The organism is Niveispirillum irakense DSM 11586 (genome assembly GCF_000429645.1).
Lineage (GTDB): Bacteria > Pseudomonadota > Alphaproteobacteria > Azospirillales > Azospirillaceae > Niveispirillum > Niveispirillum irakense.
Window position 1 is genome coordinate 99,151 of sequence record NZ_KE386934.1, and the last position, 21,421, is coordinate 120,571.

The 21,421-nt window shown below is 61.4% G+C and carries 11 protein-coding genes; 4 read left to right on the forward strand and 7 right to left on the reverse strand.

Features of this window, described 5'->3' with window-relative positions:
* The first annotated feature begins 350 nt into the window (after positions 1-350).
* Both G473_RS0119430 and G473_RS0119435 read left to right on the forward strand, forming a co-directional pair.
* The gene (locus G473_RS0119430) at positions 351-3,047 is read left to right on the forward strand and encodes a TonB-dependent receptor (protein WP_051330493.1); all 2,697 of its coding nucleotides are present in this window, start codon (positions 351-353) and stop codon (positions 3,045-3,047) included.
* A gap of 125 nt (positions 3,048-3,172) precedes the next feature.
* Positions 3,173-4,264 (forward strand): isoaspartyl peptidase/L-asparaginase family protein, encoded by a 1,092-nt coding sequence (locus G473_RS0119435; protein ID WP_245580184.1) that lies wholly within the window; start codon positions 3,173-3,175, stop codon positions 4,262-4,264.
* 63 nt (positions 4,265-4,327) lie between these two features.
* Here G473_RS0119435 and G473_RS0119440 read toward each other — a convergent pair whose 3' ends face one another.
* The 4 genes from G473_RS0119440 to G473_RS0119455 all read right to left on the reverse strand — a co-directional run bounded on the left by G473_RS0119440 (position 4,328) and on the right by G473_RS0119455 (position 12,303).
* Positions 4,328-5,842, reverse strand: coding sequence for a carboxylesterase/lipase family protein (locus G473_RS0119440; protein ID WP_029014470.1), 1,515 nt, complete (start codon positions 5,840-5,842; stop codon positions 4,328-4,330).
* A gap of 14 nt (positions 5,843-5,856) precedes the next feature.
* Complete coding sequence (locus G473_RS0119445; protein WP_029014471.1) at positions 5,857-7,806, reverse strand: glycoside hydrolase family 3 protein; 1,950 nt, start codon at positions 7,804-7,806, stop codon at positions 5,857-5,859.
* 14 nt (positions 7,807-7,820) lie between these two features.
* On the reverse strand, positions 7,821-10,028 hold the full coding sequence (locus tag G473_RS0119450; RefSeq protein ID WP_029014472.1) for a beta-glucosidase: 2,208 nt from the start codon (positions 10,026-10,028) through the stop codon (positions 7,821-7,823).
* A gap of 94 nt (positions 10,029-10,122) precedes the next feature.
* On the reverse strand, positions 10,123-12,303 hold the full coding sequence (locus G473_RS0119455; protein ID WP_029014473.1) for a TonB-dependent receptor: 2,181 nt from the start codon (positions 12,301-12,303) through the stop codon (positions 10,123-10,125).
* Between the two features lie 461 nt (positions 12,304-12,764).
* Here G473_RS0119455 and G473_RS0119460 point away from each other — a divergent pair, with 461 nt between their 5' ends.
* The gene (locus tag G473_RS0119460; protein ID WP_029014474.1) at positions 12,765-13,805 is read left to right on the forward strand and encodes a LacI family DNA-binding transcriptional regulator; all 1,041 of its coding nucleotides are present in this window, start codon (positions 12,765-12,767) and stop codon (positions 13,803-13,805) included.
* 36 nt (positions 13,806-13,841) lie between these two features.
* Here the strand turns inward: G473_RS0119460 and G473_RS0119465 are convergent, their stop codons facing one another.
* From G473_RS0119465 to G473_RS27940, 3 genes are read right to left on the reverse strand one after another with little or no spacing between them, the layout of a single operon-like run.
* Positions 13,842-15,473, reverse strand: a complete 1,632-nt coding sequence (locus G473_RS0119465) for a glycoside hydrolase family 43 protein (RefSeq protein WP_029014475.1) — start codon at positions 15,471-15,473, stop codon at positions 13,842-13,844.
* Positions 15,470-16,765, reverse strand: coding sequence for an MFS transporter (locus G473_RS0119470; RefSeq protein ID WP_029014476.1), 1,296 nt, complete (start codon positions 16,763-16,765; stop codon positions 15,470-15,472). Before G473_RS0119470 ends, G473_RS0119465 begins: the two co-directional genes overlap by 4 nt.
* Before the next feature lie 24 nt (positions 16,766-16,789).
* The gene (locus G473_RS27940; protein ID WP_210163370.1) at positions 16,790-19,441 is read right to left on the reverse strand and encodes a glycosyl hydrolase 115 family protein; all 2,652 of its coding nucleotides are present in this window, start codon (positions 19,439-19,441) and stop codon (positions 16,790-16,792) included.
* Between the two features lie 221 nt (positions 19,442-19,662).
* On the opposite strand from G473_RS27940, the gene G473_RS0119480 reads away from it, so the two are divergent.
* Positions 19,663-21,363 (forward strand): glycoside hydrolase family 43 protein, encoded by a 1,701-nt coding sequence (locus G473_RS0119480; protein WP_035708385.1) that lies wholly within the window; start codon positions 19,663-19,665, stop codon positions 21,361-21,363.
* Positions 21,364-21,421 lie beyond the last annotated feature (58 nt).

The window sequence follows — 21,421 nt, forward strand, 5'->3', positions numbered from 1 at the left end:
AGGGCTTTTTCTTTTATCTACATGATTAAAAATCATATTTTTGGCGACTGGCCCTTTTCGCCGGCAAATATCGGTAAACGCTTTAGGTGAAATACACCTGGATGAAGTTCCACCTAAACAGATCAGTGCAATAACCTTGACACAAGAAACATAATATGGAATGTTATCCCAAAATATGAAACCAAAATGAGGGAGGGCGACAGCCCGGCAGGTGCAAGGCAGGTGGTTTCCCCCTGCATGGGCTTTGCCAAATCATCTTTGAAAAATAGCAGTCCTGATGCCGACGGTGCCTGCGTGCCCGTCGGCCTGTCTGTCCCCCGTGACGACAGACGAAGATATGGGAGAGAATCATGGGAAGTGTTGAGTTCCAGCGCCGCCAGCGCCTGCGTAACAGTGTTTCGTCCACCGCCCTGGCGATTGGCAGCGTCGTCCTTCTGCTGGGTGCCACCCCCGCACTTGCGCAGTCGAACCCGCCGCCGGCCGATAGTGGCGAAGTTGAATCGCTTGACGAAATTATCGTTACCGGCATCCGCCGTTCGCTGGAGCAGGCGTTGAGCGCCAAGCGCGACGCCACCCAGGTGCTGGACGCCATCTCGGCAGAAGATATCGGCAAGTTCCCGGACAAGAATATCGGCGAGGCGCTTCAGCGCGTCACCGGTGTGCAGATTTCGCGCAACGCCGGTGAGGGCTCCACGGTCAGCATCCGTGGTGCAGACCCGTCCCTGAACCGCGTTGAAGTCAACGGCACCTCTGCCCTGTCGACCACGGTCGGCGGCGGCCGCGACGTCGATTTCCGCGATATGCCGGTTGAATTCGTCAATCGCCTGGAAGTCGTGAAGTCGGTTACGCCTGATATGACCGAAGGCGGTCTTGGCGGCACCGTGCGCATTATCACGCGCCGTCCGTTCGACAGCGATGAGCCGTTCATTGCCGGCTCTTTGCAGGGTATCTGGGGCGAGACGTCTGAAAAGACCGATCCGAAGGCTGCCATCATCGGCGCCACCCAGCTTGCCAACGGCACGATCGGCGTGTTGCTGGGCGCCACGTATGAGAACCGCAACATTTCCAACCACGAAGCCCGTACCACCGGCTGGCGTCAGATCGCTGACCAGAATGGTGATGGCGTGCGTGAGTTCGCGCCCGATATTCCGCGCTATGCCATCAACCGTCTGGAAACCGAGCGTATCGCGCTGAACGGCATCGCCGAATGGCGTCCGACCGATCGGTTCAATCTGGCGCTGGAAGGCAATTATTCCCGCGGCAAGCAGGATGTGGACTCCCAGTTCTTCCAGCTTTCCACCACCGGCAGCGGCGTGATCATCGACAGCGCCAACACGACTGTCGGGCCGGATAACACTGTCTCCCATATCGAATTCACCAACAATCCGGCCGCCGCTCCCGGCCAGCAGTTGGCAGCAACCTACCGTAATATCCTGGGCAGCCTGACCCGCACCCAGTGGAACACGTCCCTGTCGGGCAAGTGGGAAGCAACCGACAATCTGACCCTGTCGGCCCGTGGTTCCTATGCCCATGCCCGCGCCTTTAACAACGAAATCAACGCCGTCGCCGACGTTATCGGCTTCGACCGTCTGATCGTTGACTACAACAACAAGGAGCAGGCGCCGGATATCCGCGTGTCGTTCGATCCGACCAAGGCCGATGGCATTGATCAGCTCAACGCCCGCTGGCGTCCGCGCTACAATGACCAGGATGAGTGGGATGGCAAGTTCGACGCCGAATATAAGTTCGACGAAGGCTTCCTGACCGCGCTGAAGGCCGGTGTGCAGGTTCGTCGCCTCACCGCCGACAGCCGTTTCTACACCTCCGACAATATCATCAACGGCATCACCAATCCGGCGGACCTGCCGCGCATCCAGCAGATTGTGAACAACAACGCCACGCTGGGCGATGTGAAGTTCTTCAAGACCGGTACGCTCGGCTTCAACCCCAGCATCCCGTACTGGCTGAATCTGGGTGACGATGTTGTGAACGCGATCGGCCTGGTCGATCCGTACAACAACCCGTCTTACCTGGAGACCTGGAAGGTCGTCGACAAGAACCTCGCTGGCTATGTCCAGGCTGCGTTTGAGTTCGATATCGGTATCCCGGTGTCCGGCGTTGCCGGTGTCCGCGCCGTGAACACCAAGACCGTATCGTCGGGCTATAGCCAGACCACCCAGACCGGCGGTGTGGTGCGCTATGATCCGGTGGAATATTCTGGTGAATATACCAAGTACCTGCCGGCCCTGAACCTGAAGTTCGACATCATCCCGAACGAGCTGCAGGGCCGTCTGACGGCAACCAAGGTGCTGGCTCGTCCGACCCCGCAGCAGTTGGCCCCGCGTCGTTCGCTGGACGCCGTCGGTTTCACCGGCTCGCGTGGCAACCCGGACCTGCAGCCGTTCGAAGCCACGCAGTATGACGCTGGTTTTGAATATTACATCAACCGGACCAGCTTCCTGTCGGCAACCTATTTCCGCAAGGAAATCGGTTCCTTCATCCAGAACACCACGGTTCCGGAAGTGGTGGACGGCATCACCTATGCGGTGGTTGTGCCCACCAATGGCTCGGAAAAAGTGACGGTCAATGGCCTGGAAGCCGGTGTTCAATATGGCTTCGATTTCCTGCCGGCCCCGTTCAACAATATGGGTATGATCGCCAACTACACCTACTCCAAGGATAGTGGCTACGAGGGGACGGACCGCTTCACCGGTGAAGGGCTGAGCTTCCCTGGCCTGTCCAAGAACAGCTACAACCTGTCCGGCTATTACGAGGATGAGAAGTTCAGCATCCGCGCCTCGTATAACTGGCGTTCCAAGTACCTGATCACGGCCAGCGGCCGTGGCGGCAATCCGGAGTTTGGTGAGGCGTTCGGCCAGCTCGACGCCTCGGCCAGCTACAATATCGACGACAATTACTCCGTGTTCCTGGAGGCTGTTAACATCCTTGATGCAACCCGCATCGAGAATGCCAACAGCGAATATCGTCGTACGATCCTGGATACGTTTGGTCGCCGCGTCTATGCTGGCGTTCGCGCCAGCTTCTGATCCGGTATCCATTCCAGTATCTGTAAAAATGGCGTGGGGGGAGCGATCCTCCCACGCTTTTTCTTTTCGCCCCCGTGTCTTCGCCATGCTGATATCAACGCAGAAGCGACCGACCGGAGAGAACCGTGACCAGCCACCGCCGCGCCCCGCCCGCCGCCATCCTGTTACTGTCCCTGGCCCTTGCCGGTTGCACGGCATCACGCCAAGTCGCCCCCGCTGCGCAGGCAACAACATCCGGTTGGGCGCTTGCGATCCATGGGGGTGCCGGCGTCATGGACCGGGAAACCATGTCGGCGGATACCCAGGCCGCGTATCGCGCAGCACTTCAAGCCGCGCTGGATAAAGGGGCAAGCGTTCTGAACCAGGGTGGGTCCGCCCTGGATGCGGCAGAAAATGTTGTCCGCACGCTGGAGGATGATCCTCTGTTCAATGCCGGGCGCGGGGCGGTGTTCACGGCAGCGGGGCGGAACGAGTTGGACGCTGCCATCATGGATGGCGCGACAGTGAAGGCAGGTGCTGTTGCCGGTATCACGGGCACCCGCAACCCGATCAGCCTGGCCCGCGCCGTGATGGAAAAATCGCCCCATGTCATGTTGATCGGCGCCGGGGCGGAAACATTCGGTCAGCAGAACGGCGTGGAACAGGCTGCCCCCGCCTGGTTCTTCACCGAACGGCGCTGGCAGTCCTTGAAACGCACGCTCGCCGAGCGCGGCCTGCCTGTGCCTGCCCGCCCACCGGGCGTCGGACCGGAACCGGTGCCGGTGGCAAAAACCGACCAGATGCCCGAAGATCGCAAGTTCGGCACCGTCGGCGTTGTCGTCCGTGATCGTGCCGGTCATCTCGCTGCCGCCACCTCCACCGGGGGAACGACGGCGAAATTATGGGGCCGTGTCGGCGATGTGCCGATCATTGGCGCCGGCACCTATGCCAATGATGAAAGCTGTGCAGTATCGGCCACCGGGACGGGGGAATATTTCATCCGTCTCGGGGTGGCGCGGGAAATCTGCAATCTTGTGACCTATAAAGGCTTGAGCCTGCAACAGGCCGCCGACGAGGTGATACAGAAGCGCCTGACCGCCCTGGGCGGTGATGGCGGGATCATTGCCGTAGCCCCGGATGGCACCCTGGCCTGGAGTTTCAATACATCCGGCATGTACCGCGCCCGCCAGTCAGAAGGACAGGCACCGGTTATCGGCATTTTCAGGAATGAGCCGTGATGGTGACATCAAGCAAACATGGAGGAAGTCACCTCCCCATGTTTGCCTGATGCCGTGGGATCGTTACTTTGCCGTCATTTCCATCAGATCCAACCGGGTCTTGAAAGGATCGGCAGTGAAGCGCGGACCTTCATTGGCAAGGTCCATGATCATGTCCTTGTTCGGATTATATGCCTGCCACGCCGGCAGCCCTTCGCCAGCAGGATTTCCATCGCGGGCAAACGACACGAAATAATCGTGATAGGCTTTTGACATGGCCTGATCAGCCGGGGTGACCGCCCCAGGATAGCGGACATCAATGGTGCGGAAGGCATAGGGGATTTCGCTGGCATGGGTCGCGCCAAACATCTGGCCCCGCTGGCTTTCCGCGACATAGGAGAAACGATAGGCAAAGGTTGGCAGCCCTGCCTTGGACCATTGCCGCGCCAGATGGCGTGCCGGTTCAATGAAAATGCGGTCGCCGACAATCTTCCAGGTGGTCAGCATCGGCACCGGGCTGGCATAGGCGTCGCGCGCCGCCGCCTCATTGGCCCCGAAACCCTTGAACATCGCTTCCAGATCCCCAATGGGGAAACCATCCAGGCCGGTCGCGCCAATCATCAGCGGCATGTGCTGGAACCGGCCGGCAGCCACGCTATCCGCCGGCTCCTCCGTCAGGAATTTGCCGTCCTTCATGGGGCCGGCATAATGATCGACGCCGGCACCCATGATCGCCCGCATATTCAGCCCATCCACGATACGATCGGCTGGAAGGGCACGCAGGGCGGCCAGACCCGCCGGCCCTGTATCCTCAACCCCGGCATTGCGGGCGAAAGTCACGCCGCGCTTTTCCGCCTCTTCCAGCGACACAAGGCCCAGCCCCGTGGCGCGGCCGCCGCCCGACATGATGATTGCCTTGTCGAACAGGCCCTTGGCGGCAGGAGCCGTCAGCATCACATGCACGGACCGACCGCCAGCGCTCTCCCCGAACAGGGTGACATTGGCCGGGTCGCCGCCAAAGGCTTCAATGTTGCGGCGGACCCATTTCAGGGCCGCCACCTGATCCATGAAGCCGAAATTGCCGGTCGGCGCTGATCCTGCCTGGGCGGTGAGCGCCGGATGGGCGAAGAAGCCGAAGCGCCCCACCCGGTAATTGAGGCTGACCAGCACCACGCCGCTCTGCGCAAAGGCCGATCCGTCATAAACCCCCGGCGAGGAGCCGCCATTGACGAAACCGCCGCCATAAATCCACACCATCACCGGGCGCTTCACGCCCGGTTGCGGCTTGGGGGCCCAGACATTGACATAGAGGCAATCCTCCGCCATCGGCCCGCCCAGGGGAGCGGCATCACCGGGGAACGGGTTCTGCAGGCAGTCATAGCCATAGGTCGCGGCTTTGCGAACCCCCTCCCATGGCACAACCGGGGCCGGCGGCTGCCAGCGCAGCTCTCCCACCGGAGGGGCCGCATAGGGGATGCCCTTGAAGGCGATGATATCACCCTGCTCCACCCCTTCCACCTTGCCGCCATCGACCGTGACCGGGGCGGCAAAAGCGGCGGGTGCCAGCAACAGCAGGGCAGCGACAAACAGATGGCGCATCGGAAATCCCTTCTTCAACGGCCAAAGCCAACAGGATAGAGCGGATCGGCACTGTCATGCGGCAGGGCCGGCGATTGTGCCCGCACGGCGGCCATGGTGGCCGGCAGTTCGAAAGGCAATTTACCCATAGGCGCCACTTTACCGGTCAGCGCATCGAACAGGGCGGCATCGGTGATGCCGAATTCCCCAATCAAGGTGGCGGCATGGGGCTTGATGTTGGTCAGGATGGCGGGCCGGTCGAGATAGATGGTCAGGATGACCGGCACCTTTGCCGCCGCTTGGCGAACCAGCGTCAGCCCGGCATCGCCTTCCTTGAAATCCAGGTCCCCCTCATGCTGCATCCGACCGAAGAAGAAGCCCGGATGCAGGGTCTGGAAGGGGGCCTTTAACCGGATCAAGGCGATATCCGCCTCATCCAGACTGGCGGCGATGGTGAAACCGGCGGCTTTAGCCGTCGCCGCATCCACCCCATAGATGAACAGGCGCTTGCCACCCCCCGCCGGCAGCGGGGCCGGCCCCAGCCGGTTTTCCAGCATCACCAGCGACTTGGCCTGCGTGGCGCGGCCCTCCGCCACGACATCGGCGCGGCCGACGATGGTGGCAGCGGCAGCCGGATCGACGAACGGATTTTCAAACAATCCCTGTTCGAACTTCAAGGTCATGATGGTGGCCACCGCCTCGTTGAGGCGGGCTTCAGGCAGTAATTTCTGCTCCACCGCCGCCAGCAGCGGCAACCCATCATTGACGCCGCCGAACTGGTCGATCCCGGCCAGCATCCCCTTGGCAAAGCGTTGCGGCTGGGTCAGATCCTCCACCCCCCAGGGGGTAGCGATATCCTTGGGCTGCTGCGGCGGGTTGCCGGTACGGCAGCTTTCATTGCAGTCATTGGTGATGGCCCAGTCCGACAGGATCAGGCCCTTGAATTTATGGGTGCCGCGCAGCAGGTCGATCAGCATCTGCTTGTTATAGCCGCCGCTGACCGGCTCCACCGGTTTGCCTTCCAGGCTCAACCCTTTCTGGATGGTATAGGTGGGCATGATGCCGGTGGCCCCGGCCTCAAACGCGCCCTGGAAGGCGGCGACGTGGCGGTCGAAACCGCCTTTGGTGAAATCGGTGAAGCGGCCATAGTAATTATGCCCGTCATAGCCATCGATCTGGGCGCCATAGCCGACCCAGTGCTTCACCACCGTGGCGACACCGCCCGGTGCCAGCCCCGTATCGGCCCCCTGCATCCCCTGCACATAGGCCTTCACCTGGGCGCTGACACGGGCCGGGTCTTCTCCGAACGTGCCATTGATGCGCGACCAGCGCGGCTCGGTCGCCAGATCGGCCTGGGGCGAGAGCGCCATCTGGATACCGACCGCACGATATTCCGCCCGGACCAGATCGGCAAAGCGCCGGGTCAGTGCCGGATCGTTCAGCGCGCCGAAGCCCAGCGTCTCCGGCCATTGCGAAAAGCCGCTGGCCGCGACGCTGGCCCCACCCAGCACCTGGAAGTGGTTGCGCGGATCGGTGCTGATGGTCAGCGGAATGCCAAGGCGCGTACCGGCGGCGATCCCCTGCAGGCGGTTATTCTCCGCCGCAAAATCAGCCGGCGCGATGGCCATGCGGGTGATCAGGGAGTTGAGATGCTGGTCCCGGATGATAGCTTGTGCCGCCGTCATATCATAGGCGGGACCGGATGCCATGGGGCCACCCTGGATGGGGGCGGTGCCATGCACCCCCGCCCCCGCCTTTTCTGCCAGCGTCATTCGCGCCACCAGATCGGCAGCGCGAACCTCAGGCGACAGGCGCCAATCCTCATAAGGATTAAGCGTGCCATCGCGGTTCAGATCGCGGAAGGAAAGTCCCTCCACGGTCAGGAGCGGTTGCCCTTCGGGCAGGGCCGGCTGTTGCGGGGCGGCAAGTGCCGTGCCCGAATACAGCATCAGGGCCAGCAAGGACAGGTGGGGGAGACGGCGCATGGTGTCGCTCCTTCTTATGGCTTCAAGGTACGCTGGCTGACGCGGGCCTTGCCCGACAGCACAGTCATGGTCGCCGACCGGCCGACCACCACGTCATAATCACCGCCGTCGATCCGCCATTGGTGGCCCTGCTCGTCAAAGCGGGCCAGCAGGCGCGGATCGGCCTTGATGGTCACGGTGCGGCGTTCGCCCGGCTTCAGGTCGATTTTCTCGAACCCGATCAGGCGCTGCAGCTTCTGGCCATTGGCGCCCGCCAGATAAATCTGCGGCGCATCCTTACCCTGCAGCTTGCCGGTATTGGTGACCTGGAAGCTGACTTCCAGCGTCTCCCCGCCTTTCACCTTCAGCTTGTCATAGGCAAAGGTGGTGTAGGACAGGCCATGACCAAACGGGAATAGCGGCTTCATGCCCTTGGCCGCAAAACGACGATAGCCCACGTCGGACCCCTCCTCGTAAACGACATCGAACTGCTGTTTTTCCGGCAGGTTCCAGCCCGGCACTTCGGGGTGGGGATATTGGTCAGCGCTCGCCGGGAAGGTCAACGGCAGGCGGCCCGACGGGTTGGTCTTGCCAACTAGAATATCGGCAATCGCCTCCCCGCCCTTCTGCCCGCTATACCAGGCAGAGACAATGGCCCCCACCTTGTCCTTCCACGGCATCAGCACCGGCCCGCCGGTCTGCAGCACGATGACGGCATTGGGGTTGGCCTCTGCCACCGCCTCAATCAGCGCATCCTGGCCCTGGGGAAGCTTCAGATCATAGGCATCCATCCCTTCCGACATCCACTGGTTGGCGAAAAGGATGACGATATCGGACTGTCTGGCCAGCGCGGCGGCGGCAGCCGGATAACGACCATCATTGAAGCGGATGGTGGCGTTGGGCAACCTTTCCTTCAGCGCCTTCAGCGGCGAGGAATTATGGTAGGCTTGGCGCAGAAACGCGGCGAGCATCCCCTCACCCCCGACCGGGATGACAACCGGATTGCCGCCGACGCTGGTAACCTGGGACGAACCGGCACCCGACAGCACACCCTGATCGGCAAAGCCGCCGATGACCGCGATCTTCTGTGACCCTGCTGCAAGCGGCAGCAGCCCCTTGTCATTGGCCAGCAGCACGATGCCTTCGTCGGCTACCTGTTTGGCAATGGCCGCATGGGCATCCAGATCGACCACCGGCTTGCCGGGCTTGCCGTCGAAAAAGCCGGCGGCGAACATGGATCGCAAGATGCGGCGGGACATGTCGGACAGGCGCTCTGCCGGGATAGTGCCCGCGGCGGCCGCCTCTTTCAACAGGTCACCGAACCAGATTTTCTCGTCAAGCTGCTGGCCGGACTGCTGGTCCAGGCCTTTCAGGGCGAAATCGGTGGCGCGGACGGCGCCCCAATCCGACATGACCCAACCCTTATAGCCCCAATCCCCCTTCAGCACCTTGTTCAGCAAATGGTCATTGCCGCAGGAATAGGCGCCATTCACCAGATTATAGGCGCACATGACGGAGCCAGGCTGGCCACGTTCAATGGCAATCTGGAAGGCCAGCAGGTCGCTTTCCCTGTGTGCTGCCTCATCAATCACCGAATTGGCCCAATGGCGATTGGTCTCCTGACCGTTCAGGCTGAAATGCTTGACGGTGGAGATGATGTTCTGGCTTTGGATGCCGCGGATGCTCTCCCCGGCCAGGATGCCGGCCAGCAGCGGATCTTCGCCCAGATATTCAAAATTGCGGCCGTTGCGCGGGTCGCGCGCCAGATTGGCGCCACCGGCCAGCAGCACGTTGAAACCCTTGGAGGCCGCTTCCTTGGCGATGGCGGCACCGCCATCGTAGGAGAGTTTGGGATTGAAGGTGGATGCCAGTGCCAGACCGGATGGCAAGGCGGTAGCCGTATCGCCCGGCCGTACATTCATGGGATTGGTCACGCCCAGGCTGGCGTCGGTTTCCTTCAGCGCCGGGATGCCCAGACGCGGCACGCCGGGAATATAACCGGCACCAGGGATGGCCCCTTCCGGGATGGGCGGGCTGCCGGGAAAGGGCAACGGCATCGGGCCATGCAGAAGGCTGATCCGTTCATCCAATGTCAGTTCCGCATCCAACAGACGGGCGCGCTCATCCGGGGAAAGGGACGTGTTTTGCCAAGCCCCTTTTGCCTGCGCCATGGCACCACCGGCAAAAGCTGTCAGACAGAGACTGGTGGCCAGGGCCGCCTTGAATAATTGATGAACCTTCATCGTCGATCTCTCCTGTCGCGTCTTTTAAAAATTTGCGCGGCGGGTTTCTGCCGGCGGCGATGCGCAGGCAGAAACCCGCCACATGAAGCGGCGTTTAAAAATCGATGCTGAGGCGGGCACCATAGGTACGCGGCGGGGCATAGAAATCGCCACTGCCATTGGTCGCGAAGCCGGTGGTTGCGTTGGGGTTGGAATTGGTCAGGACGTTCTCATCCTCCAGATTGCGGACATAGGCCATTACGGTCCATCCGCCCTCGGCAGGCGCATAGGTCAGGGTCAGGTCAGTCTTGGTGAAGGCGTCCTGCTTGTTCTGTTCAAATCCATGATATTCAAGGTACTTTGCGCTTTCGATATGGGTCTGAACCCGACCGGTCAGGCTGGCCCCGTTATCGAACTCGAACTTATGCTGGTATCCCAGATTGATCGACCATTCCGGCGTACGGGCCATCTTGCAGCCAGAGAAATCGGCCGCACGCGGTGGCGCGCTGCTGTAATCGGCGGTGTAGCAACGCGCGATATTGGCGTTGGCATTGTTGTTGGCAAAGGCATCACCCCGCGGCAGCAGGAAATCCTTGTACCGCGCATGCAGCCAGGAAACGCTGGCATCAAAGCGATCCTGCTCCGTCAGCAGGAAATCGCCTTCCAGTTCAAGCCCGTAAATCTCCGCCTTATCGGCGTTCAGGGTGACGGTAGCATCCTGGCCGGCAATGGTGCCGATGGCCGAAATCTGGAAGTCCCGGTAATCATAATAGAAGCCCGCCAGATTGAGCTGGAGGCGGTTATCCATGAAGCGGTTCTTCACCCCCACCTCATAAGAGGTGATGCTTTCCGGCTTGTAATCATTGGGCGGCAGGCCGTCATAGTAACCGCCTGCCTTGTAACCGGTGGCGACATTGGCGTAGGCCATGCTGCCCTCGGCCAGGTCATAATCAACGCCGGCCCGCCAATTGACCTTGTTCCACTTATTGTCGGATACGTTCAGCGTCACGGTCCCCGTGATCGCCCCGCTATTATTGGTAAAGAAGGTGCCGCCCGTGCGGCCTTTCTTATCTTCCGTGTAGCGCAGGCCGCCAGTCAGGCGCAGAGCCTCGGTCACCGACCATGTTGCCTGGCCGAAAACAGCGGTCGTTTCCGACGTTACTTCCGGCTGGATGAAGGACAGGTAATTATTATCGGCAAGGAAGATACGGAAATCGACATCATTATCTTCCTTGAAGTGATAGGCACCGATTACCCATTTCAGGCTTTCGGTATCACCGCCCAGCCGCAATTCGTTCGATGTTGTCTTATCGACACCATAAAAATAATTTGGCGCCCCGGTGACAACATTTTCAGCATTCCGATCTTCATTGGCGTAATTGTAACTGAAAATGTAGGTCAGCTCCGCCCAATCGAGATCAAGGTTCACCTCCGCGCCGGTGCTCCAATACGTATTGTCGCGGGAGGTATTGACGGTGGACAGGCTGGTCCAGGGGCTGCTGGTCCGGGCCGGATACCCGACCTCACCGCCCCCGGCGCCACCACGATGCAGATAATCCCCCCGCAGATTGACGGAAAGCCGCTCGGTCGGTGTCCAGAGGGCCTGAAGGCGGCCCGACTTGTCATCCTGATCGTACTTGTCATTGCCGGCCAGGGGACCGGTTGTGATGACCTTCTGATAGCCATCATGGCGCGTGGTCTGGAAAGCGCCGCGGATGGCGAGATCCTCTTTGATCGGGACGTTCAGCACACCTGAGGTGGTCAAGGCATTGTAATTGCCATATTCGATCGCCGCGGAGCCCCCAAGCTCCTGCGTCGGCTTTTTGGTGATGACATTGATGGCACCGGCCGTGGCGTTACGGCCATAGAGCGTCCCCTGCGGCCCGCGCAGCACCTCCACCCGGTCAATGTCATAGAACAGGGCGCCCGTGGATGTGGCACGGGCAATATAAATGCCGTCAATATGATAGGCGATAGCCGGGTCACCCACCTCGGTGACGTTGGAACTGCCAATACCACGCATGAAGACCTGTGACGCACCGGAACCGCTGCTGGTGATCTGCAGGCTGGGTACCTGGGCCGACAGGTCGACGACGCTTTTGATACCCTGGCTCGCCAGCCCCTCGCCGGTGATGGCGGAAACCGCCAGCGGCGTTTCCTGCAGGTTCTCAGCCCGGCGCTGGGCGGTCACGACAATCTCATCCAATTGCAGTGTATCGGCCTGCTGCGCCAGAACGGGCAGCGCCGGAAGCAGGGTTGCGATAGCCGCACCGGCCATCAGACTGGATTTCCGCATTTGTCTCACTCCCACTATCGTTTTTGCTGTTTTTGGGAAGCGCGCGCACCTTTCCATTCGCCGACCTGCCATGGGTCGAACGGCCAAACAAAGACGCCAAAGGGAACCGGGAAAGGGACTATTCCCGGATCAACTGGACGTCAGATATGGAGACGCAACCTCGCAAGAGGCGCGCCCTTTGGACGGCGAAATGGTAACAAGAACGCTCACTCCCCTGCCTGGTCCCGTTATCGGGATCTCATGCATGTGACAGAACACCACTTGTGACAGCGTTGTCCCCCACTATATGTTTGCCGGAAACTGTCCGGAATTGTTACGTAACATAATTTGTGGTGCCGAACAACACGAAATGTCCAACGTTGTCCCCTTCCTTTTTTCTGATAATTTCTCAGAAATCCAGCAGGGGGTAATTTTAAGCCGGAAAATATCGCAAATAAGCGGCTTGGCAGGGGGAACAGGCGTTGAGCAAACCTACCATTCATGATGTGGCCCGGGTGGCCGGTTATTCCATCAAAACCGTGTCGCGCGTGCTGAATGGCGAACCCAAGGCCAGCCCCGCCACGCGGGAAAAAGTCATGGCCGCCGTGGCAGCCTTGAATTATTCGCCCAACCTGTCGGCCCGCAGCCTGTCCGGCTTGCGCAATTACATGATGGCTTTCGTCCTGGGCAGCAATTTGGACAACCCTTCGGAATCGCTGCAAAACGAATATATCTCGGCTTTGCAGGTGGGCGCCGTCATGGCGGCACGGGAAGCGGGATATCACCTGCTGGTGGAACCGCTGGGCATGGCGGCGGAAGGTTTTGAGGAGCGGACGCGGCGCCTGATCGCCATGCCGGCGGTGGATGGTTTCATCTTCATGCCCGGGCTGGCGGATAATCCGGTTCTGCTGGAATTGCTGGTGCAGCGGCCGGGAACCTATGTCCGCGTCAGCCCCGGCCGGGAGGTGCCATCGCTGCCCGCCATGGTCCGTATTGACGATTATCAGGCCGCGTTCGACATGACGCGCCATCTGCTGGACCTGGGGCATCGTCGTATCGCCTTCATCCAGGGCCTGCCCGATTTCGGATCGGCTGAGGCCCGGTTCAACGCATTCTGCGCAGCAATGGCCCCCCATGGCGGCCATGATCCGGCGCTGCTGCGAAGCGGCGATTATCGTTTGGCAAGCGGCAGGGAAGCGGCAGAGAGCTTGCTCTCCCTCCCCGAACCGCCCACCGCGATCTTTGCCGCCAATGATGCGATGGCGCTGGGCGCGATGGCGGTGGCCCATCACCGGGGGATACGGGTGCCCGATGATCTTTCCATCGCCGGTATCGACGATATCCCCATGGCCGCCGCCGTCTGGCCCTCCCTCACCACGGTCCGCCAGCCGCTGGTCGCGATGGGAAAGGCAGCGGCGCATTATATCATCGCCCGCTCCGAAGGACGGCATGACGCCCCCCTGCCGGGCACGTTCCGTCATGAGGTAGTGATGCGGGAATCCACCGCCCCGCCAAGAGGCTGACCAGCTCCCGGTTAAAAGGACAGGCGGATTACCCCATTATCTGCAGGTTGGATCCGCGCGATAATCCCGCTCCTGATAATCAAACCAGTCGAAATCAGCGCTTACACCGCTGCCGGCCATATCCTGGCAGGCCATGCCAATGAAGGCGCCGGTGAAGTTCGGCGCGCCGGGGCTTGTCGCCTCATCCGACAGGATGCTGGCATCAAAGATCCGGGGCAGCCAGACCCAATCCCCGTCCGGAAGCCGGAAGGCGAAGCGCAGCCGTTCATAGTCGAGCTCTGCCCGCAGGATGATCGGCCCCTCCGGGATCGGGATCATCTCGGTAAAAGCATCGGCCTGGGTTGAATCCGGCAGGGCCGACATGACACGGATATGGCGGCCCCGCGCCTCGTCGTGGCTGACATAAAGATAATGGAATTTGCTGCCGCCATAATAGCAGACAAGCCCGGCCATCTGCTGGAAGTGGCGGGGATGGAAATCCATAAAGGTCGCTACGGACACACAGAAAGCCTGTTGCCGCCTTGCGACCAGCGCCTGACGGAACTGGCTGCCGATCGTCTCCCGCCCATAAAGCCGCAACCAGCCTGGCCGGGCGAACAGGCTGAACAGCTCTTCCGGATGGGGAGAGCGCAGCCATTGGAAATCCAGCGGCAGGCTTGGATCATCAAAGTCCGACCGGGCGGGAGCCGTCGGGAAAGGATGTGCCGGCAGGCCAGGCGAGGGCGTGGTCAGGCTTGGCAGGCCCTGCCCGTCCATGGTCCGCAGCCAGCCATCATCACCCCAGACCATGCGCTGGATTGCCGTTTCCCGCCCCAGCACACAGCGGCCCCGGTTGGGCAAGGGGCGGCCACACAGATAGACGGCATAGGTTTCCCCCTCTGCCGTTTCCACCAGATCGGCATGGCCGGCGCGTTGCAGCGGCGCATCGGGCCGGTTGAAGGATGTGAGGATATGGGTGTCAGGATGCAGTTCGTAAGGGCCGTCAATCGACCGGGACCGGGCCATGGTCACCGCATGGTTCCAGCCCGTACCGCCTTCCGCCGTCAGCAGATAGTACCAGCCGTCGCGCTTATAGAGATGGGGGGCTTCTGTCAGGCCCAGGGCCGTGCCGGGGAAGATCACCCGCCGCTCCCCCACCAAAGCGCGGGCTTGTGGGGAATATTCCTGCAGGACAATACCGGCAAAGCGGTTATGGCCGGGGCGATGGTCCCACAGCATGTTGAGCAGATATTTCCGCCCATCCTCATCATGGAACAGGGAGGGGTCGAACCCGCTGCTGTTGAGGAAGACCGGATCGGACCATTCGCCGTCGATCCGGTCACAGGTCACCAGATAATTATGGAAGTCGCGCAGCGAGGCGCCCGACGCGCCGCCGACACTGGTGCGGCCATAGCGTTTCACATCGGTATAGATCAGATGGAACAGCCCGTCGGCATGGGTCAAGCACGGCGCCCAGACGCCGCAGGAATCGGGCGCCCCCAGCATGTTCAACTGGCTTTCCCGTCTCAGCGGCCGCGTCAGCAGTCGCCAATGCACCAGATCGCGCGAATGGTGGATCTGGACGCCGGGAAACCATTCAAAGGTGGAGGTGGCGATATAATAATCTGCCCCCACGCGCACGATGGACGGGTCCGGGTTGAAACCGGGCAGGATGGGATTGCGGATCATGGCGTCTGCACCGTGACAGCGGGATGATGGGCGGGAGCGGTGGGGCCGGACGGTTCACGCACCAGGGTCCAGAGCAGGGCGGCGCCCACAAGATCCAGCACCCCCAGCGCCAGAAAGAAAGGATCATAGCCCACGCTGGCCACCAGCCCACCAATCAGCAGCGAGAAGATCAGCACGCCCAGATTGCCCATGGTGCCAGCCATGCCGGCAACGGTCGCCACCTCATTCCGTTTAAACAGGTCGGACGCCATGGTGATGACGGTAACCGACAGGGTCTGGTGGGCGAAGCCGCCCAGGCACAGCAGCGCGATGGCCAGATAGGGGCTATCCACCCGGCCAACAAAGGCCATGCCCACCATCATCAGCGCCCCCACCGTAAAGGCACCGCGCCTTGCATTCAGCAGGCTGAAGCCGCGCCGGTGCAGGAAGGAGGCGACCGTGGGGCCGAACATGCAGCCCAGATCAGCCGCCACGAAGGGTAACCAGGCGAACATGGCAATGGCCGTCAGGTCAAAGCCGCGCACATTCATCAGATAGAGCGGCACCCAGAAGGCCAGGGTGCCCCAGGTGGGATCGGCCAGGAAACGCGGCAGGGCGATCCCCCAGAAATTGCGCTGCTTCACAAGATCACGGATCGCGGGCTTGGCCCCGTCGCCTGCCAGATGCGCCTCCTGCCCGGCGGCGATATAAGCCCCCTCCTCCGCCGACAAGGATGGGTGTTTGGCCGGTGGATGATAGAATTTCAACCAAGCTGCCACCCAGACCAGACCCAGGGCGCCCGTCAGCACAAAGGCCATCTGCCAGTTCCAGAACAGGATCGCCCAGGCCACCAATGGTGGCGCCAGCATGGAACCGACAGAAGCACCGATATTGTAGACGCCACCGGCATGGCCCCGTTCCTTGGCGGGGAACCATTCCGACACCGCCTTCATGCCGGCCGGGTTGGCCGATCCTTCCGCCAGCCCCAACAGGCCGCGCAGGCCCATCAGCATCGGCCAGTTGGTCGCCAGACCATGTGCCATGGTCAGCAGCGACCAGGCCGTGGCGAAAATGGCGAAGCCGACCTTCAGCCCGATGACATCCAGCAGATAGCCGGCAAGCGGCTGCATCATCACGCCCAACTGAAAGGCGCCGGTGATCCAGCCATATTCCTGTTCCGTGATACCCAGATCGACCAGCACAGTGGGGGCCGCCACCCCCAGGGTGGCACGCGTCAGGTAATTGATGATCGCGCCCAGCATGATCAGCCCGATCATCCACCAGCGCAGCGCCTTGATTGTGCGCGAACCCATTCGGGTGTCTCCTTACGGGCTCGGTCAATGCTGACTGATGGTCAGCCGTTCCAGCACCGCATTATCATCCAGGCGCCAGACCTTCACGACATGCCGGCCAGCCTTCATGTCCGGGAAGCGGGCTTCTACAGTGTGGGAATTGTTCTTCACCGCCTCCATCCAGGCTGCCTGTTGCGGCTTCGTCACCCCTCCCGGTGTCGGGATCAGGTCCGAGGTGACGATCTGGACAGGCCCATCATCAATGGAAACCCCGATGCGGATGCCATCCCCTCCCGTCGTGTCCAGCGTCGGGGAAAGCCGCAGCGTGACATGGACCGGTGCTGTCGCTGCCAGCGTCACATCATATTCCAGCCGCACGCCATCCTCGGGCGTTGTTGCCGGACGGCCCTGTGGCAGTGCCACCACGGCATTCCCCTGCCCCAGATGGGGCAATATCTGCCAGGACAGGCCCTTGCCGGCACGGGCCCGGGCAAAAGCAGACGCCGGCAATTCCACCAGCTTGGGATCAACCTGCCGGGTCTGGGTGAATTTGATCTGCGCCGCCAGCCGATCCGGCGGTGTGTCGGCGGAAACGCGGCTGACACTGGGCATGGATTGGCGGGTCGGCGTCTGCCAGATCACATAGCTCATATGGATCTGGTTCATCATCCCATCCCACTTGCCGCCCTTCAGGGCGTGATACTGGGCGGTCAGGTCGGCATCACGCTGGAAGGTTTGCTCCACCTTGACGGCAAAATAATCGGCGCGTGGATCGTTGCGCATCATCAGCCGGCGGTTCCAGGCCGCCGCGTAATACATTTCATACAGGTTGGACAGGGCCAGAACCGGATGTTCGACGAGCTGGAAATAGGCATCCAGTTGGTCCGGCCGCAGCCGCGCCTTGACGCTTTCCACCTTGGTGACCAGCACGCGCCAATCATCCACCATCTGGCCGAACGGGCCGCCATCCAGGACCGGCCCCATCCCCTCCCCTATGGGGAAACTATCCTGGTCGATCAGTTCCGGCTTGCGGCGCGCGGCATAGGTGCCGTAGGTGGCAATGATTTCCGCAATCTCCGGCCCCAACGCGGCACCGAATGTCCGGCTGGCCCATTCACGCGGATATGCGGCAAGGGATGCCGGCGACATCGCCTCCGGGTTCCAGGCCATATCCAGGAAGAAATCCAGCGGATACTCAATGGGTTTGATATCGCCGATATTGACGATCCACAGGTTGCGGGCCCCGCTTTCATAAGCGAGGTTCATCTGCTGCCAGACCTTGGAAATCTGGACCGTATTGAGCCATTTATAATTCCGCGGCGCGCCCACATAGTCGAAATGATAATAGACGCCATAGCCGCCGGGACGGTCCAGCGGGTCGCGCCCGGCCACAGGCAAGCGGCGGATCTGGCCCCAATTATCATCGGCGAACAGCAACGTCACATCCGCCGGCACGCGCATGCCGTGATCGTAATAATCCTGCACTTCCTTATAGAGCGCCCAGAGCTGCGGGGTCTGGTCCGCCGGCTTGCCGGTCACATCGGCGATGATCTGGCGCTGGTCGGCGACGATCTTTTCCAGAAGCTGGGTTGCCGTGCCTTCGGCCATCGGCTCGTCGCCATCGCCGCGCATACCGAGCGTCAGCAGGCTTTCATAGCCTTTGCCATCGCCCTTGGACATCATGCGTTCAATGCCGCCCCGCCAGAAGGCGCGCAGATTTTCCGCATTGGCCGTGTAATCCCAGCGGCCACCGGTAATGCCCTGATCCTTGTTGCGATGCCATTCATGCTGCGCGCGGGTCAGCGGCTCATGGTGCGACGTCCCCATGACGACGCCCATCTCATCAGCCAGCACCATGTTGCGCGGATCATCATCATTGAATGCCTTGGGCGCCCACATGGCCGGCCACAGATAGTTACCCTTCAGCCGCAGCAGCAATTCAAACACGTGACCATAAAGATCGGCATTGATGCCGCCAAACTTGGCCTTGGCCCATCCGCTGAAAGCGGGGTCCTCGTCATTGATGAAAAAGCCGCGATATTTGACGCGGGGGCGGTCAGCCCTGGTCCCGGCAACAATATGCAGATCGCGCTTTTGCACCACCGGCACATCGGCCCACCAGACCCAGGGGGAAACGCCGATCCGTTCCGACAAATCATAGGTGCCATAGACCGCGCCCCGCCGGTCGGCCCCGATAATCACCAGTGCGCGCGGAATATTCGGCGCTGGCTGTTCCACCACCACCTGGCGGAAACCTTCCCACTCCCCCGCCAGATCGGGCAGGGAGAGCTTACCCGCCGCTACCAGCGCATCAATCGTGGGGCTGGCGCCCAGCACGCCAATGATCACCACCGGCCCCTGCGCATCGGAAAGTGCCGAAAGGCCGGCCGCGTCCTGGCCGCTGACCCGACCCAGATCGGCCCGCAGGCTGGCGGCGGCATGCTTCACCGCCGGATCAACAGCCCCATCCACAAAAACCGGCAGCGGCCGCCCGGCCGCAATCAGCGACAGGCTGCCCGGCACCGCCGTCTCACAAACGCTGACCGGCGTGGTACAGGCACGCGCAGCGGGAACCCCGACCAGCAAGGCCATCAGCGCGGCAGCCATGGCTTTGCTGCCCCAGACGGGACGCGGACGGGCCGGCACGGCACGGCTGTCGGTGGTGAAGACGTGAACGTCGCTTCTATCCTGGATCAAGGCTGTTTCCTCATCTTTCAACGCCGATGTTCATCACCGGTCGCACACTGCCAAGGCCCGTCACGCAAAATTTGGTAGCGTTATCATTTATCGGGGCAAAACGGGCTCACGACTGGTATGGTAGTATACATGATGCGTGGATAGCAATGCGCAAAGCCTGTCCCATCCTGCTTTTCCATCGGCACGGCAGACAAGGGACAGCATGGATAAAGGGAGGAAACATGAAACCGGCATGGTGGACATTATCTGCTTCATTGGCCCTGGCCTTGCTGGCCAGCGCCCCAGCCAGCACCCAAACCCGCGTCAGCGAAGCGCGCTTTGCCTGGGTGGAATATCAGGGGGCCGACCCATCGGATGCGGTGGCGACACCCGGTCCGGGTGATTACCGCAACCCGATCCTGGCGGGTTATTATCCCGACCCCTCGGTCACACGGGTGGGGGAGGATTATTACCTCGTCACCTCCACCTTCACCTGGTTTCCCGGCCTGCCGGTTTTCCACAGCCGCGATCTGGTGAACTGGACACAGATCGGTAATGCCATCGATCGGCCCGGCATGCTGGATTTCAAGGATCTTGGGCTGTCGCGCGGCGTTTTCGCCCCGGCCATCGAATATCATGATGGCCTGTTTTACATCATCAATACCTGTGTCGATTGCGGCGGCAATTTCATCATCACCGCCAAGGACCCCGCCGGCCCGTGGAGCGATCCGGTCTGGCTGCCCGATCTGGAAGGCGGCATTGACCCCTCATTGTTCTTCGACGCCGATGGCCGCGCCTATATCATCAATAATGGCCCACCAGAGGGGGAACCGCTCTATAGCGGGCATCGCGCGCTGTGGATTCAGGAATTCGATGTCAAGAACATCAAGACATTCGGCCCCCGGAAACTACTGGTCAATGGCGGTGTCGATATCACGCAGAAGCCGGTCTGGATTGAAGGCCCGCATATATTCCGCAAAGACGGCTATTATTACCTGACAGCGGCGGAAGGTGGCACGGCGATCAACCATTCCCAGGTCGCCTTCCGTGCCACATCCCCTATGGGGCCCTACAGCCCCGGCCCCAACAACCCGTTCCTGACCCAGCGCGACCTGCCAGCCGATCGGGCGCACCCCATCACCTCTGCCGGCCATGCCGATCTGGTACAGACGCAGGATGGCGACTGGTGGGCCACTTTCCTGGCCGTGCGGCCCTATCGCGATGATTTTTATAATACCGGGCGGGATACGTTCCTCCTGCCGGTCCGCTGGGTGGACGGCTGGCCGCGCATGACGGAACCGGGGGAGGCGATTGCCCTGGTGCATCCGCGCCCTTCCCTGCCAACACAGCCCGCACCCGCCATCCCAACCAGCGGTCCCTTCACCATTCGGGATGATTTCGATCAGCCGCAGATGCCGCTTTACTGGATGACCCCGCGCAATCCCAAAGGCGATTGGTACGACCTGACCAGCCATAAAGGGATGCTGACCCTTAGGCCAACGCCGGTCGGCCTGTCCGACCCGGCCAATCCCGCCTTCTGGGCACGGCGACAGCAGCATATGAATGCCAGCATCACCACGGAACTGGACTTTACCCCGCAACTGGCCGGTGAGCGGGCCGGTCTGGCCGCCGTGCAGAGCAATGATTACTGGTATCGCCTCACCGTGGAAAAAGGCGATAGCGGTCGCGTTGTCCGCCTTGCGGTCCGGAGCGGCAAGCAGGAGCCGACAGACGGTCGCCTGATTGCCATGCTGCCAGTGACAGCAGACGGGCCGTTGCGGCTGCGCATCACGGCAAAGGGGGAGTTATATGATTTCCATGTCGCAGAGGCGGATGGCGTGTGGCGCCCGGTGCTGACGAATGTCGACGGCACCATCCTTTCCACCAAACGCGCCGGCGGCTTTATCGGCGCGATGATCGGCCCCTTTGCCGAACGGCGGTAAAAAGACGAATAAGTAAGCTAGGCAGGTGGATGGGACGGTCCTTATGGCCGTCCCATCA

What these genes read in the sequence shown, in the direction of transcription:
- G473_RS0119465 (WP_029014475.1), bottom strand. Translation starts at nt 15,473, where the DNA reads ATGATCCGCAATCCCATCCTGCCCGGTTTCAACCCGGACCCGTCCATC.
- G473_RS0119450 (WP_029014472.1), bottom strand. Translation starts at nt 10,028, where the DNA reads ATGAAGGTTCATCAATTATTCAAGGCGGCCCTGGCCACCAGTCTCTGT.
- G473_RS0119455 (WP_029014473.1), bottom strand. Translation starts at nt 12,303, where the DNA reads ATGCGGAAATCCAGTCTGATGGCCGGTGCGGCTATCGCAACCCTGCTT.
- G473_RS0119430 (WP_051330493.1), top strand. Translation starts at nt 351, where the DNA reads ATGGGAAGTGTTGAGTTCCAGCGCCGCCAGCGCCTGCGTAACAGTGTT.
- G473_RS0119480 (WP_035708385.1), top strand. Translation starts at nt 19,663, where the DNA reads ATGAAACCGGCATGGTGGACATTATCTGCTTCATTGGCCCTGGCCTTG.
- G473_RS0119445 (WP_029014471.1), bottom strand. Translation starts at nt 7,806, where the DNA reads ATGCGCCGTCTCCCCCACCTGTCCTTGCTGGCCCTGATGCTGTATTCG.
- G473_RS0119440 (WP_029014470.1), bottom strand. Translation starts at nt 5,842, where the DNA reads ATGCGCCATCTGTTTGTCGCTGCCCTGCTGTTGCTGGCACCCGCCGCT.
- G473_RS0119470 (WP_029014476.1), bottom strand. Translation starts at nt 16,765, where the DNA reads ATGGGTTCGCGCACAATCAAGGCGCTGCGCTGGTGGATGATCGGGCTG.